This window comes from Streptomyces sp. NPDC090032, from assembly GCF_044748025.1.
Taxonomy (GTDB): domain Bacteria; phylum Actinomycetota; class Actinomycetes; order Streptomycetales; family Streptomycetaceae; genus Streptomyces.
In genome coordinates this window covers 26,302-39,783 of sequence record NZ_JBIVFF010000016.1, presented here as the reverse complement: position 1 = coordinate 39,783, position 13,482 = coordinate 26,302, and the positions used below count along the sequence as shown (strand labels likewise).

Below are 13,482 nucleotides of genomic sequence, written 5' to 3'. Positions count from 1 at the left end.
AGGTGACGCATGTTCATCTTCAGTCGGGCGCCTACCGCCGGTAACCTCCGGCGCACCATCGTCGGGAGGATCAGGCATGCGACGGCGCACCCCACGAACCACCCAGCACAGAAGCCTCCGTAGAACTCTCCAGCACACGGCCGCCACCGCGGTGTTCGTCCTCGCGGCGGGGCTGCTGTCCCCGGCCGGCGAGGCGTCCGCCGCGGAGCCGGCACCGGCGCCCGACTACTGCGCCGGCCGGTGCGCGGACATCCTGCCGCCCGGCGCGAACGGCAGCGCCACGCTGGCCGAGATTCTCGGCCACCGTCTCTTCGGCACCCAGCCCGCCCACGCAGACGATCAACTCGGCCCCTACGACGCGCTCGCCGCCGGGTACCCGTCCTTGACGGACGACACCCTCACCCAGTTCTTCAACGACTCCTCCTTCGGGGTCCCCGATGGTCAGGTCGGATCCGTCACGCGCCCCCGCGACGATGTGACGATCACCCGTGACAAGAAGAACGGTGTACCCCACGTCAAAGGTTCCACGCGTTACGGAACAGAGTTCGGCGCCGGCTACGCCGCAGGTCAGGACCGTCTCTGGCTGATCGACCTGTTCCGGCACATCGGCCGGGGCGAGCTCACGTCGTTCGCGGGCGGAGCCCTCGCCAACCAGGGGCTCGAGCAGGAGTTCTGGCCGCAGGCCCCGTACACCGAGCAGGACCTGGAGCAGCAGGTCGAGTACATCAGGACCACGCAGGGCGAGCGCGGCAAGCAGGCCATGGACGACGCGCAGGCCTATATCGACGGGCTCAACGCCTATCGCGAGAAGTCGAAGAACGGCCGCTACTTCCCCGGCGAGTACGTCCTGACCGGCAAGATCGACGCGATCACGAACGTGGGCGAGATCCAGCCGTTCAAGGTGACCGACATGATCGCGCTCGCCTCGGTCGTCGGCGGCCTCTTCGGGGGCGGCGGCGGGGGAGAGGTCGGGCAGGCCCTCTCCCTGCTGTCGGCGCAGCAGAAGTACGGCGTCGAGCGGGGCACCGAGGTCTGGGAGTCATTCCGCGGGCGCGACGACCCCGAGGCCGTGGCGACCATCCACGACGGCACGAGCTTCCCCTACGGCGCCAAACCGAAGAACCCGCGCGGGCAGGCCCTGCCCGACCAGGGCACCGTCGAGAGCGAACCGCTCGTCTACGACCGTGAGGGCTCGGCCAAGCCGGCCGAGGCGGGGCGCAAGACCCCCGTCAAGGCACCGGCGAAGCTCAAGCCGCTCCAGGGCATGTACGACAAGGGAGTGCTGCCCGCGGACACGTTCCGCAACTCCGACTCGAAGAAGGGCATGTCCAACGCCCTCCTCGTCTCCGGCAAGCACACCGCGTCCGGCCACCCGGTCGCCGTGTTCGGCCCGCAGACCGGGTACTTCGCCCCGCAGCTGCTGATGATGCAGGAGCTGCAGGGTCCGGGCATCAGCGCGCGCGGCGTCTCGTTCGCGGGTGTCGGGATGTACATCCAGCTCGGCCGCGGCCAGGACTACGCCTGGTCGGCGACCTCGGCGGGCCAGGACATCACGGACACGTACGCCGTGGAGCTGTGCGAGCCGGGCGGTGGCACCCCCACCAAGGAGTCCATCAACTACCTGTACCGCGGCACCTGCACGCCCATGGAGAAGCTGGAGAGGAAGAACGCCTGGAAGCCGACGCTCGCCGACTCCACGGCGGCCGGCTCCTACCGGATGCAGGTCTTCCGCACGAAGTACGGCATCGTCACGCACCGCGCGACGGCCGACGGCAAGCCCGTCGCGTACACCTCGCTGCGCTCGACGTACCGGCACGAGGCCGACTCCATCATCGGCTTCCAGATGCTGAACGACCCGTCGTACGTCAAGGACGCCGCGACCTTCGAGAAGGCCGCGCAGCACATCAGCTACGCCTTCAACTGGTTCTACGCCGACTCGCGCGACATCGCGTACTACAACAGCGGCGCCAACCCGGTGCGCGCCGACGACGTCGACGCCTCCTTCCCGGTGAAGGCCGAGAAGGCCTACGAGTGGCGGGACTTCGACCCCAAGGACAACACGGCCGCGTACACCCCGCCGTCCCAGCACCCGAACTCCGTCGACCAGGACTACTACATCTCCTGGAACAACAAGCAGGCCAAGGGGTTCGGCGCCGCGAACTTCAGCCTCGGCGCCGTACACCGCGCGAATCTGCTCGACGACCGGGTGAAGAAGCTCACGGCCGAGGGCGGCGTCACCAGGGCCTCGCTCACCCAGGCCATGGAGGAGGCAGCGCTCACGGATCTGCGGGGCGAGCAGGTGCTGCCCGAGATCCTCAAGGTCGTCCGCAGCAAGCCCGTGGACGACCCGGCCCTGAACAAGGCCGTGCAGCAGTTGGAGGCCTGGCGCAAGGCGGGCGCCCAGCGCAACCAGACCTCGGCCGGCTCACACACCTACGCGCACCCGGACGCCGTACGCATCATGGACGCCTGGTGGCCGCTCCTGGTGAAGGCCGAGTTCGAACCCGGCCTCGGGAGTGACCTGTACGGGGCGCTCACCGGCCAGCTGACGGTCGACGAGTCGCCGTCCGCGGGCCACGGCCCGACCGGCGCGCACGCGGGATCGGCCTTCCAGTACGGCTGGTGGGGCTACGTCGACAAGGACCTGCGCACGGTCCTCGGCCAGCCGGTGAAGGGCAAGCTGGGTGCCGCCTACTGCGGTGGCGGCAAGCTCGACGCCTGCCGCGACGCCCTGCTCGCCACGCTCGTGCAGGCGGTCGCCAAGCCCGCAGCCGAGGTCTACCCCGGCGACGACGCGTGCAAGGCCGGCGACCAGTGGTGCTCGGACACGATCATCCACCGGGCCCTCGGCGGCATCACGCACCGAGGGATCCAGTGGCAGAACCGTCCGACGTACCAGCAGGTCGTCGAATTTCCCTCACACCGGCCGTAGTCGACCGCTTCCATGGGGCACGCGCGTGCGTGCTCCATGGAAGGTCAGCCGCAGGTCAGCCGAGTTCGCGCTCCCGCGTCTCCGGCAGGGCGAGCACGCAGAGCAGGGAGACGACGGCCATCGCGCTGACGTACCAGCCCACCGAGGCCGAGCCGAACTCGCCCTGGAGCCGCGTCGCCACGAGCGGCGCCACCGCACCGCCGAGCACCCCGCCCAGGTTGTACGCGAAGGAAGCCCCGGAGTAGCGCACGCGCACCCCGAACAGCTCCGGCAGATACGCGCCCATCGGCCCGTACACGACACCCATGCAGAACAGCGCGCCGCCCAGGGCGAGCGCGATCAGCACGGGCTGCTCGGTGTCCATCAGCGGGAAGAGGACCAGACCCCAGACCACCGCGAGCCCGGCGCCGGCGAGCACCAGCTTGCGGCGCCCGCCCGCGTCGGAGCGGGTCGCGGCCAGCCATGTGCCCGCCGCGAGGAAGAGGCAGGCGACGAGTGAGACCGCGAGCATCGTGTTGCGCGGGACGCCGAGGGTCGTGGTGCCGTAGGCGAGGCAGTACGTGGTGGCGGTGTAGAAGAGCCCGTACGCGACGACCATGCCGCCCGCGCCGAGCAGGATCTCGCGGGGGTGCCGCTTGAAGACCTCCAGGGCAGGCGCCTTGCTCGCCTCCTGCTCCTTCATCACCTTCGCGAACACCGGCGTCTCGCTGATCTTCAGCCGCACGAAGAGGCCGACGGCGACCAGCAGGAAGGAGAGCAGGAACGGCACGCGCCAGCCCCAGGAGTGGAACGCCGCGTCGTCGAGCGTCGTCGACAGGACCCAGAAGATGCCGGTCGCCGCGAAGAAGCCCACGGACGGGCCGAGTTGGGGGAACGCCGCGAACAGCCCGCGCTTGCCGCGTGGCGCGTGTTCCACGGCGAGCAGCGCGGCCCCGCCCCACTCGCCGCCGAGGCCCACGCCCTGGAGGAAGCGCAGCAGGACGAGCAGCACCGGCGCCCACACGCCCAAGGTGCCGTACCCGGGCAGCAGGCCGACGCACGCCGTCGACAGGCCCATCAGGAGCAGCGAGGCGACGAGGACGGACTTGCGGCCGACACGGTCGCCGAAGTGGCCGAACAGGAGCGAGCCGATGGGGCGGGCCGCGAAGGCCACGGCGTACGTCGAGAAGGACGCGAGGGTGGCGTTGAGGGAGGAGAGGTTCGGGAAGAACGCGTCGTTGAGGACGAGGGCGGCGGCCGTTCCGTAGACGTAGAAGTCGTAGAACTCGATCGCGGTCCCGATGAAACTGGCGACGGCCACGCGGCGCAGGCTCTCGGGGCTGTCCCCGTCAGAATCCGCGCCGGTGACCGTGTCCTGCCTGGTGGAGTCGTCTTTCAGCACGTACTGCACAGTGGTTGTGCGTGTGCAGGGCAGTCAATACGCGGAATGGGTCGTCCCGTATCGCGAGACGACCCCCCGGGCGGGCCCTACTTGTACGTCAGGTACCGGGCGCGCACCGCCCGGAACGCCGCCAGTTCGCCCTGCCACGCCGCGACCACCTCGTCCGTGGACGCCCCGGCGTCGATCATCGTCCGCACCTGCGTGGACCCCGTGAGCTTGTCGATCCAGTTGTCCGAGCGCCAGGCGAAGCCGCTCCAGGACTTCTTCGCCGTCACCAGGAGCGCGATGCCGGTACGAACGGGGTCGTACGCGGCCCGGTCCCTGACGTGGATCTGCACACCGCCGATCGTCTTGCCCTGGAACTTGGAGAACGTCGGCGCGAAGTACGCCTCGCGGAAGTCCACGCCGGGCAGGCGGAGTTCATTGGCGGCGGCCGCCCAGCGCCCGTCGACGTCCTCGGCGCCGAGCAGTTCGAAGGGGCGGGTCGTACCGCGGCCCTCGGAGAGGTTCGTGCCCTCGAACAGGCAGGTGCCCGAGTAGACGAGCGCGGTGTCGGGCGTCGGCATGTTCGGGCTCGGCGGCACCCACGGCAGCCCCGACGCGTCGTAGAAGTCGCGCCGCTTCCACCCCGTCATCAGGACCGTCTGCAGCTCGACGGGCTTCGCCAGGTACTCGCCGTTGAACAGGCGCGCCAGTTCCGTGACGGTCATCCCGTGGGCCTGGGAGATCTCGCGGCGGCCGACGAACGTCGCGAACTCCTTGTGCAGGACCGGGCCGTAGGCGTTCCGGCCGGTCACCGGGTTCGGCCGGTCGAGCACCACGAACTTCTTGCCCGCGAGCTGCGCGGCCTCCATGCAGTCGTAGAGCGTCCAGATGTACGTGTAGAAGCGGGCGCCCGCGTCCTGGATGTCGAAGACGACCGTGTCGACACCGGACGCGGTGAAGATGTCCGCCAGCGCCTGCCCGCTCTTCAAGTAGGTGTCGTAGACGGGCAGTCCGGTCGCCGGGTCGTCGTAGCGCCCCTCCGAGCCGCCGGCCTGCGCCGTGCCGCGGAAACCGTGCTCGGGGCCGAACACCGCGGTCAGCTTCACGCGTTCGTCGGCGTGCATCACGTCGACGATGTGCCTGACGTCGCGCGTGACGCCGGTCGGGTTGGTCACGAAGCCGACCTTCTGCCCGGCGAGGATCCGGTATCCGTCGGCCGCGAGCCGCTCGAAACCGGTGCGGAGCCGTCCGCCGGCCTTCTCCGCGGCGAGCGCGGGGGACGCGGCGCCCGCCGTCGCGGCCACCGCCGATGCGGTGGTGGCGGCGAGCAGGCTCCGTCTGGACACGTTCATGTGGTGACCTCCGTGATCGCGGAAGGTGGCATGTGCACGCACGCTAGCGCGCGCAGTGCTCCCGCGGAACGAAGCAGGACACCGACACCCCTTCCGTTGAGCTGACCGACTGCTTAGTCTGTGACCGATGTCGAGTCAAGGGAGACCGATGGTGGACAGCCTGCACGGCACGGGGGTCGTCGTCACCGGCGCGGGAGGCGGCATCGGAGCCGCACTCGCCCGCCGCTTCGCCGCTTCGGGAGCGCGCGTCGTCGTGAACGACCTGGACGCGGGGAAGGCCAAGGCGGTCGCGGACGAGATCGGCGCCAGAGCGGTCCCGGGCGACGCCTCCGAGATCGTGCCCGAGGCGCTGGACGCCCTGGACGGCGCCGTGGACGTCTACTGCGCCAACGCGGGGCTCGCCTCCGGCGGCACCGAGGACGCCGACGAACAGATCTGGGCCGACGCCTGGGACGTCAACGTCATGGCCCATGTCCGCGCCGCGAAGGCCCTGCTGCCCGGCTGGCTGGAGCGCGGCAGCGGCCGCTTCGTCTCCACCGTCTCCGCGGCGGGACTGCTCACGATGGTCGGCGCCGCGCCCTACAGCGTCACCAAGCACGGCGCGTACGCCTTCGCCGAGTGGCTCTCCCTCACCTACGGTCACCGCGGGCTCAAGGTCCACGCGATCTGCCCCCAGGGCGTGCGTACGGACATGCTCACCGCCGCCGGATCGGCCGGGGAGCTCGTCCTCGCGCCGACCGCGATCGAGCCCGAGGACGTCGCCGACGCGCTCTTCGCGGGCATGGAGGAGGACCGCTTCCTGATCCTCCCGCACCCCGAGGTCGCCGGGTACTACGCAGCCAGGGCCGCGACGCCCGACCGTTGGTTGTCGAACATGAACCACATCCAGCAGAAGTGGGAGGCCGCACAGAAGTGAGCTCCTCCATCTACGCGGCCAAGCCGTGGCTCGGCCGGCTCACCGAGGCACAGCGCGCGCCGGTCACCCCGGCCGACTCCGTGCTGCACGCCTTCCGCGCCGCGGTCCGCACCGCCCCCGACCGCACCGCCGTCGCCTACTTCGACGGCCGCCTCAGCTACCGGGAGCTCGACGAGCTCAGCGACTCCGTCGCCGGGCACCTCGCCGCGCGCGGCCTCGAGCGCGGCGACCGCGCCGCCCTCATGCTGCAGAACTCCCCGCACTTCGTGATCGGCCTTCTCGCCGCCTACAAGGCGGGCGCCACGGTCGTCCCGGTCAACCCGATGTACAAGTCGGGCGAGGTCACCCACGTCCTGCACGACGCCGACGTCACCGCCCTGATCTGCTCGGACCGGGCCTGGGACGCGTATCTGCGCGAGACCGCCGCGGACTCTTCCGTACGGATCGTGCTCACCGCCTGCGAACTCGACCTCCAGACGCGGGGCGACGAGCGCGTCCTGAAGTTCGAGCGCGTCGAGCCGCAGGCCGAGGACGCCGACGACCTCCTTGCGGTCGCCCGGCAGGGCCACCCGGCGCCCGAAGGCCGCGACCCCGGCCCGGACGACATCGCGCTCATCAGCTACACCTCCGGCACCAGCGGCACGCCCAAGGGCGCCACGAACCTGCACCGCAACATCACGTACAACGCCGAGCGCCAGCGCAGCGGACTCGGCATCCCCGAGGGCGGCACGTACTTCGGGCTCGCGCCGCTCTTCCACATCACCGGCATGGTCTGCGAGCTGGTCTCCTCCTTCGCGAACACGGGCACCCTCGTCCTCGCGTACCGCTTCGAGGCCGGCGTCGTCCTGGACGCGTTCGCCGAGCACCGGCCCGCCTACACCGTGGGCCCCTCGACCGCGTTCATGGCGCTCGCCGCGCACCCGGCCGCGACCCCCGATCACTTCGCGTCCTTCCACTCGATCTCGTCCGGCGGCGCCCCGGTGCCGCCCGCCCTCGTGGAGAAGTTCCGGGCCGGCTTCGGCCCTTACATCCACAACGGCTACGGCCTCACCGAGTGCACCGCCCCCTGCGCCTCCGTGCCACCCGGCCTCGAAGCCCCGGTCGACCCCGTCTCCGGCACCCTCGCCGTCGGCGTCCCGGGACCCGAGAGCGTCGTGCGGATCGTGGACGACCTCGGCCAGGAGGTGCCCTTCGGCGAGCAGGGCGAGATCGCCGTCCGCGGCCCCCAGGTCGTGCCCGGCTACTGGAAGCGCCCCGACGCCACCGCCGAGTCCTTCCCCGACGGCGAACTGCGCACCGGCGACATCGGCTTCATGGACGCGAACGGCTGGCTCTACGTCGTCGACCGCAAGAAGGACATGATCAACGCGTCCGGCTTCAAGGTCTGGCCCCGCGAGGTCGAGGACGTCCTCTACACCCACGAGGCCGTACGCGAGGCCGCCGTCGTCGGTGTCCCCGACCCCTATCGCGGGGAGACGGTCAGGGCGTACGTGAGCCTGCGCCCGGGGGCCTCGGTGGGCCCGGACGAGCTGTCCGCCCACTGCAAGGAACGGCTCGCCGCGTACAAGTACCCGCGTGAGGTTCAGATCCTGCCCGAGCTGCCGAAGACGACGAGTGGGAAGATCCTCCGGCGGGAACTGCGTTCCCGTACACAGAACAGCTGATCGCAGGAGAAAGGCAGGTGGCGGCAGTGCCCAGGACGTCGGACGGAGACGGTACGCCCGTCCCTCAGAGGCTGCTCGCCGCCGCCACCCGGCTCTTCGCCGAGCGCGGTTACGACCGCACCTCGGTCCAGGAGATCGTCGAGGCGGCCGGTGTCACCAAGGGCGCGCTCTACCACTACTTCGGCTCGAAGGACGACCTGCTGCACGAGGTGTACGCGCGCGTGCTCCGCGTGCAGCAGGAGCGCCTAGACGCGTTCGCGGACGCCGACGCGCCGGTGGAGCAGCGGTTGCGCGACGCCGCCGCGGACGTGGTCGTCACGACCATCGAGAACCTCGACGACGCGTCGATCTTCTTCCGCTCCCTGCAGCACCTCAGCCCGGAGAAGAACAAGCAGGTGCGGGCCGAACGGCGGCGCTACCACGAGCGGTTCAGGGCCTTGATCGAAGAGGGCCAGCGGTCCGGCGTGTTCTCCACGGCCACGCCCGCCGACCTGGTGGTCGACTACCACTTCGGGTCCGTGCATCACCTCTCCACCTGGTACCGCCCGGGCGGTCCGCTCGGCCCGCAGGAGGTCGCGGACCACCTCGCGGACCTGCTGCTGCGCGCCCTGCGTCCCTGACGTCGCGCACGCACCGACACAAGCCGAAGGGCCCCCGCACTCACGCCGAGTGCGGGGGCCCTTCGCCGTCACGCCGTCAGGCCGTCACGGTGTCACCGCGTCACAGGTACTTCTTCAGCTCGCGCCGGGCCAGCGAGCGCTGGTGGACCTCGTCGGGGCCGTCCGCGAGACGCAGCGTGCGCGCGCCCGCCCACAGCTCGGCCAGCGGGAAGTCCTGGCTGACACCGCCCGCTCCGTGCAGCTGCACGGCCTGGTCGATGATGTCGACGACGGTGCGCGGCGTGGCGATCTTGATGGACTGGATCTCCGTGTGGGCGCCCTTGTTGCCGACGGTGTCCATCAGCCAGGCCGTCTTCAGGACGAGCAGGCGCAGCTGCTCCACCGCGACCCGTGCGTCCGCGATCCACCCCTGTACGACGCCCTGCTGGGCCAGCGGCTTGCCGAAGGCGGTACGGGCCACGGCCCGCTTGCACATCAGCTCGATGGCCCGCTCGGCCATGCCGATCAGGCGCATGCAGTGGTGGATACGGCCGGGACCGAGCCGCGCCTGGGCGATGGCGAAGCCGCCGCCCTCCTCGCCGATCAGGTTGCTCGCGGGCACGCGGACCTGGTCGAAGACGACCTCGGCGTGACCGCCGTGGTAGTGGTCCTCGTACCCGTACACCTGCATGGCGCGCCGGATCTCGAGGCCGGGGGTGTCGCGGGGGACGAGCACCATGGACTGCTGGCGGCGGATGTCCGCGCCCTCGGGGTCCGTCTTGCCCATCACGATGAAGATCTTGCAGTCCGGGTTCATCGCCCCGGAGATGTACCACTTGCGGCCGGTGATGACGTACTCGGAGCCGTCGGCGGAGCGCTCGATGAGCGTGGTGATGTTCGTGGCGTCCGAGGAGGCCACCTCGGGCTCGGTCATCGCGAACGCCGAGCGGATCTCACCGGCGAGCAGCGGCTCCAGCCACTGCTTCTTCTGGTGCTCGTCGCCGAACTGGGACAGCACCTCCATGTTGCCGGTGTCGGGGGCCGCGCAGTTGAGGGCCGTGGGCGCCAACTGCGGGCTGCGGCCGGTGATTTCGGCCAGCGGCGCGTACTGGAGGTTGGTCAGCCCGGCGCCGTGCTCCGCGTCGGGCAGGAAGAGGTTCCACAGGCCCTGCCGCCTGGCCTCGGCCTTCAGCTCCTCGACGACGGCCGGGGTGTCCCACGGGGAGGCGAGCTGGGCCCGCTGCTCGTGCGCGACGGCCTCGGCCGGGTACACGTGCTCGTCCATGAAGGCGAGGAGTTTCGCCCGCAGTTCCTCGGTGCGCGCGTCGAATGCGAAGTCCATGTGCGGGTCAGCCCTTCTGGAGAGTCGTCAGGCCGTGGTCGATGAAGACGGGCACGAGCTCGCCGATGCGGTCGAAGCCGGCGCCGACGGTCTGACCGAGCGTGTAGCGGTAGTGGATGCCTTCGAGGATCACGGCGAGCTTGAACCAGGCGAAGGCCGTGTACCAGGAGACGGCGGACACGTCGCGCCCCGAGCGCGCGGCGTACCGCTCGACGATCTCGGCGGGGGTGGGGTGCCCGGCGGCCGTGGCGGTCGTGGAGATGGGGGAGTCGGGCAGGTCCAGCTTCGCGCTGTACATCACCAGCAGGCCCAGGTCGGTGAGCGGGTCACCGAGCGTGGACATCTCCCAGTCGAGGATCGCCTTGATGCGGTCGACGCCGTCGGCGTCCTCGTTGATCAGGACGTTGTCGAGGCGGTAGTCGCCGTGCACGATCGTGGGCGCGGGCGAGGTGGGCAGCGAGCGGCCGAGGGCCGCGTGCAGCTCGTCGACCCCGGCCAGCTCGCGGTTCCTGGACGCGTCGAGCTGCTTGCCCCAGCGCCGCAGCTGCCGGTCGAGGAACCCCTCGGGCCGCCCGAAGTCCGCGAGGCCGACCTCGGCGGGGTCCACGGCGTGCAGGTCGACGAGGGTGTCCACGAGGGCGAGCACGGCGGCGCGGGTGCGCTCGGGGCCCAGCGGCGCGAGCTCGTCGGCCGTGCGGTACGGCGTGCCCGTCACGTACTCCATCACGTAGAACGGCGCGCCGAGCACGCTGTCGTCCTCGCACAGCAGCAGCGCCTCGGGCACCGGCACGGAGGTCGGGTGCAGGGCGCTGATCACCCGGTGCTCGCGCTTCATGTCGTGCGCGGTGGCGAGCACATGGCCCAGCGGAGGGCGCCGGACGACCCAGGTCGACGAGCCGTCGCCGACGAGGTACGTGAGGTTCGACCGGCCGCCCTCGACGATCCGCCCGGACAGCGGACCGGCCACGAGCCCCGGGCGCTCCCGGTCGAGGTGGCCGCGCAGCTGGTCGAGATCGAGACCTGGGGGGTGGCCGGCATTCATCGAATGTCCTCCGGAGGCAGTGTGAAGCAGTGTCGCCTCACATGATGCCGACCGGTCGGTATGTCGTCTAGAGCGGGGGCCGAACGTGATCCATCTCGTACGTTACTGCCCGTGTACGGGCGATGCGGGTGCGTCCGGCGAGAACACCGGCCGCACCCCGCGCGACCGCAGGTCCGTCAGTGGTCGTCCCAGTGACCGTCGTGCTCCGCGTGCCGGTGCCCGTCGTGGACGTAGTCGACGTGATCGCCGTGCGCGACGGCCTGGTGCCCGCAGTCCTGGCCGTGCTGGTGCTCGTGGCCCTGGTGTGTGGTGTGGGCGCCGGGCTCGCACTCGTCCCAGTGGCCGTTGTGCTCCGCGTGGAGATGTCCCTCGTGCGCGTAGTCGACGTGGTCGCCGTGCGGGACGGCGGTGTGGCCGCAGCCCTCGCCGTGGGTGTGCTCGTGGACGGGGTGTTCCTGGTGGAGAGTGGTCATGGATTCAGGCTAGCCGGAAATGCCCGGATCCTTCCTGTATGGAACGCTTGTGCCTGTTCCTGTGACCTTCGCGAGGAGTGCGTCGGATGAAGGCGATCAGCTACAGCGGCTACGGCGGTCCCGAGGTACTCGAATACGGCGAGGTGCGCGATCCCAAGGTCGGGCCCGACTCGGTCCTGGTGAAGATCAGGGCCGCGGCGGTGAACCCCGTCGACTGGAAGGCCCGCGAGGGCTACCTGGCCCCGGCGCTCGACGCCGTCTTCCCGGTGATCCCCGGCTGGGACGTGTCCGGCGTCGTGGTCCAGCCCGGCGCCTCCGTCACGGAGTTCGCCACCGGCGACGAGGTGATCGGCTACGTACGCGAGGACTTCCTCTCCCGCGGGACCTTCGCCGAGTATGTCGCCGCGCCCGTGCGCACCCTGGCCCGCAAGCCCCGGAACCTCTCCTACGAGGAGGCCGCCGGACTGCCGCTCGCCGGGCTCACCGCCTACCAGGTCCTGACCGGCGCCCTCGCCGTGCAGGAGGGCGACGTGGTGCTCGTCCACGCGGCGGCCGGCGGCGTCGGATCGATCGCGGTGCAGTTGGCCCGCCACTTCGGTGCCCGCGTCATCGGCACGGCGAGCGAACGCAACCACGACTTCCTGCGGGAGCTGGGCGCCGAACCGGTCACGTACGGGGAGGGGCTCACCGAACGCGTGCGGGCGCTCGCTCCGGAGGGCTTGGACGCCGCGTTCGACACGGTGGGCGGGGAGGCCCTGAAGGTGTCCGCGGACCTGCTGGCGCCGGGCGGCCGGCTCGCGTCCATCGCCGACGCCTCGGTCGTCGACCTGGGCGGGCGCTACGTCTTCGTGCGCCCCGACGCCGCCGACCTCGAGCGCCTCACGGACCTCGCGGAACAGGACGTGGTCACGGTGCACGTCGACGAGACGTTCCCGCTGGAGCGGACCGCCGACGCCCAGCGGCTGAGCGCCGAGGGCCGCACGAGGGGCAAGATCGTGGTCACTGTGCCGTGGGCCGACTGACGAACGGGCAGGAAGCGGCGCAGACCGCCGTCACACCACCAGCGCCGCGGCGAACGCGGCTAGCGCCACCGAGCAGACCACCGCCACGACGGCCGCGCGCGAGGTCAGCACGGGCGGCCGGGCCTCGTACAGCGCCAGATCGCGGATACGGCGGTGCGCCACCGCCAAGAACCCCAGCCACGCCAGGAAGCACAGGGCCGCGCCCAGCACACCGAGGGTGTCCGGGCCGCCGCTCAGCGTCGTCTTGGCGGCGAGAACGGCCGCCACGGTGCAGGACAGCGTCGTCCGCCGCCAGGCGAGCCGCGTCCGCGCGGGCTGGAGCCCGGGATCGCGCCGGGGCGCTCCTCCGTCGCCGGCCGACGGTGGCCCCGCCGGGCCGCTCACCCCGCCCACCCGGCCAGCACGACCACCACCATCGCGACGGCCACCAGCGCCACGACCACGCTCAACAGCGCAGGGAACCGCGAGACGGGCAGATCCTCGCCCCGCCGCATCGCCCGCTCGCAGCGCACCCAGTGGCTGACGGCCCGCAGGGAGCACAGGGCGCCCGCCGCGAGCAGCGCGAGCGCGAGACCGGCCCGCCACGCCCAGCGCAGGTCCGGCAGGAACTGGTCCACGGCGAACCCGCCGCCGATCAGCGCGAGCGCCGTGCGCAGCCAGGCCAGGAACGTACGCTCGTTGGCCAGTGAGAAGCGGTAGTCGGGTGTCTCGCCGTCCTCCCGGACCCGCTCGGGCGCGAACCAGAGGCGGACACTGCGCACGAATTCGATCACG

Annotated in this window: 12 protein-coding genes; 5 read left to right on the top strand and 7 right to left on the bottom strand. The window is 71.0% G+C overall.

The features are described from left to right. The first annotated feature begins 76 nt into the window (after positions 1 to 76). The gene (locus ACIPWY_RS33415; RefSeq protein ID WP_362908746.1) at positions 77 to 2,932 is read left to right on the top strand and encodes a penicillin acylase family protein; all 2,856 of its coding nucleotides are present in this window, start codon (positions 77 to 79) and stop codon (positions 2,930 to 2,932) included. Positions 2,933 to 2,987: 55 nt separating this feature from the next. Here ACIPWY_RS33415 and ACIPWY_RS33410 read toward each other — a convergent pair whose 3' ends face one another. Beyond that, positions 2,988 to 4,310 carry an MFS transporter gene (locus tag ACIPWY_RS33410; protein ID WP_362908821.1) on the bottom strand — a complete coding sequence of 441 codons (1,323 nt, stop codon included), beginning with the start codon at positions 4,308 to 4,310 and terminating at the stop codon, positions 2,988 to 2,990. 89 nt (positions 4,311 to 4,399) lie between these two features. Then, complete coding sequence (locus tag ACIPWY_RS33405; RefSeq protein ID WP_362908745.1) at positions 4,400 to 5,650, bottom strand: DUF1343 domain-containing protein; 1,251 nt, start codon at positions 5,648 to 5,650, stop codon at positions 4,400 to 4,402. Positions 5,651 to 5,798: 148 nt separating this feature from the next. On the opposite strand from ACIPWY_RS33405, the gene ACIPWY_RS33400 reads away from it, so the two are divergent. From ACIPWY_RS33400 to ACIPWY_RS33390, 3 genes are read left to right on the top strand one after another with little or no spacing between them, the layout of a single operon-like run. Further along, positions 5,799 to 6,566: an SDR family oxidoreductase gene (locus tag ACIPWY_RS33400; RefSeq protein WP_362908744.1), complete on the top strand. Its 768-nt coding sequence runs from the start codon at positions 5,799 to 5,801 to the stop codon at positions 6,564 to 6,566. Continuing rightward, positions 6,563 to 8,230: a class I adenylate-forming enzyme family protein gene (locus tag ACIPWY_RS33395; protein ID WP_401536274.1), complete on the top strand. Its 1,668-nt coding sequence runs from the start codon at positions 6,563 to 6,565 to the stop codon at positions 8,228 to 8,230. Before ACIPWY_RS33400 ends, ACIPWY_RS33395 begins: the two co-directional genes overlap by 4 nt. 26 nt (positions 8,231 to 8,256) lie before the next feature. Next, complete coding sequence (locus ACIPWY_RS33390; protein ID WP_362908820.1) at positions 8,257 to 8,850, top strand: TetR/AcrR family transcriptional regulator; 594 nt, start codon at positions 8,257 to 8,259, stop codon at positions 8,848 to 8,850. A 100-nt stretch (positions 8,851 to 8,950) separates the two neighbouring features. Here the strand turns inward: ACIPWY_RS33390 and ACIPWY_RS33385 are convergent, their stop codons facing one another. The 3 genes from ACIPWY_RS33385 to ACIPWY_RS33375 all read right to left on the bottom strand — a co-directional run bounded on the left by ACIPWY_RS33385 (position 8,951) and on the right by ACIPWY_RS33375 (position 11,686). After that, positions 8,951 to 10,171, bottom strand: coding sequence for an acyl-CoA dehydrogenase family protein (locus ACIPWY_RS33385; RefSeq protein WP_393704819.1), 1,221 nt, complete (start codon positions 10,169 to 10,171; stop codon positions 8,951 to 8,953). A gap of 7 nt (positions 10,172 to 10,178) precedes the next feature. Continuing rightward, positions 10,179 to 11,213 (bottom strand): phosphotransferase family protein, encoded by a 1,035-nt coding sequence (locus tag ACIPWY_RS33380; RefSeq protein WP_362908741.1) that lies wholly within the window; start codon positions 11,211 to 11,213, stop codon positions 10,179 to 10,181. Positions 11,214 to 11,389: 176 nt separating this feature from the next. Continuing rightward, a complete protein-coding gene (locus ACIPWY_RS33375; RefSeq protein WP_362908740.1) occupies positions 11,390 to 11,686 on the bottom strand; it encodes a hypothetical protein in 297 nt (98 codons plus the stop codon). Between the two features lie 86 nt (positions 11,687 to 11,772). Between ACIPWY_RS33375 and ACIPWY_RS33370 the strand changes: the two genes are divergently transcribed. Further along, positions 11,773 to 12,708, top strand: a complete 936-nt coding sequence (locus ACIPWY_RS33370) for an NADP-dependent oxidoreductase (protein ID WP_362908739.1) — start codon at positions 11,773 to 11,775, stop codon at positions 12,706 to 12,708. Positions 12,709 to 12,738: 30 nt separating this feature from the next. Here ACIPWY_RS33370 and ACIPWY_RS33365 read toward each other — a convergent pair whose 3' ends face one another. Together ACIPWY_RS33365 and ACIPWY_RS33360 are read right to left on the bottom strand one after the other, a co-directional pair. After that, positions 12,739 to 13,092: a DUF202 domain-containing protein gene (locus ACIPWY_RS33365; protein WP_362908738.1), complete on the bottom strand. Its 354-nt coding sequence runs from the start codon at positions 13,090 to 13,092 to the stop codon at positions 12,739 to 12,741. Beyond that, complete coding sequence (locus ACIPWY_RS33360) at positions 13,089 to 13,481, bottom strand: YidH family protein (RefSeq protein ID WP_100598136.1); 393 nt, start codon at positions 13,479 to 13,481, stop codon at positions 13,089 to 13,091. The genes ACIPWY_RS33365 and ACIPWY_RS33360 overlap by 4 nt, the downstream gene beginning before the upstream one ends. Position 13,482 lies beyond the last annotated feature (1 nt).

Coding starts and splice junctions, on each gene's coding strand:
- ACIPWY_RS33415 (WP_362908746.1), top strand. CDS start 77: ATGCGACGGCGCACCCCACGAACCACCCAGCACAGAAGCCTCCGTAGA.
- ACIPWY_RS33405 (WP_362908745.1), bottom strand. CDS start 5,650: ATGAACGTGTCCAGACGGAGCCTGCTCGCCGCCACCACCGCATCGGCG.
- ACIPWY_RS33400 (WP_362908744.1), top strand. CDS start 5,799: ATGGTGGACAGCCTGCACGGCACGGGGGTCGTCGTCACCGGCGCGGGA.
- ACIPWY_RS33385 (WP_393704819.1), bottom strand. CDS start 10,171: ATGGACTTCGCATTCGACGCGCGCACCGAGGAACTGCGGGCGAAACTC.
- ACIPWY_RS33380 (WP_362908741.1), bottom strand. CDS start 11,213: ATGAATGCCGGCCACCCCCCAGGTCTCGATCTCGACCAGCTGCGCGGC.
- ACIPWY_RS33375 (WP_362908740.1), bottom strand. CDS start 11,686: ATGACCACTCTCCACCAGGAACACCCCGTCCACGAGCACACCCACGGC.
- ACIPWY_RS33370 (WP_362908739.1), top strand. CDS start 11,773: ATGAAGGCGATCAGCTACAGCGGCTACGGCGGTCCCGAGGTACTCGAA.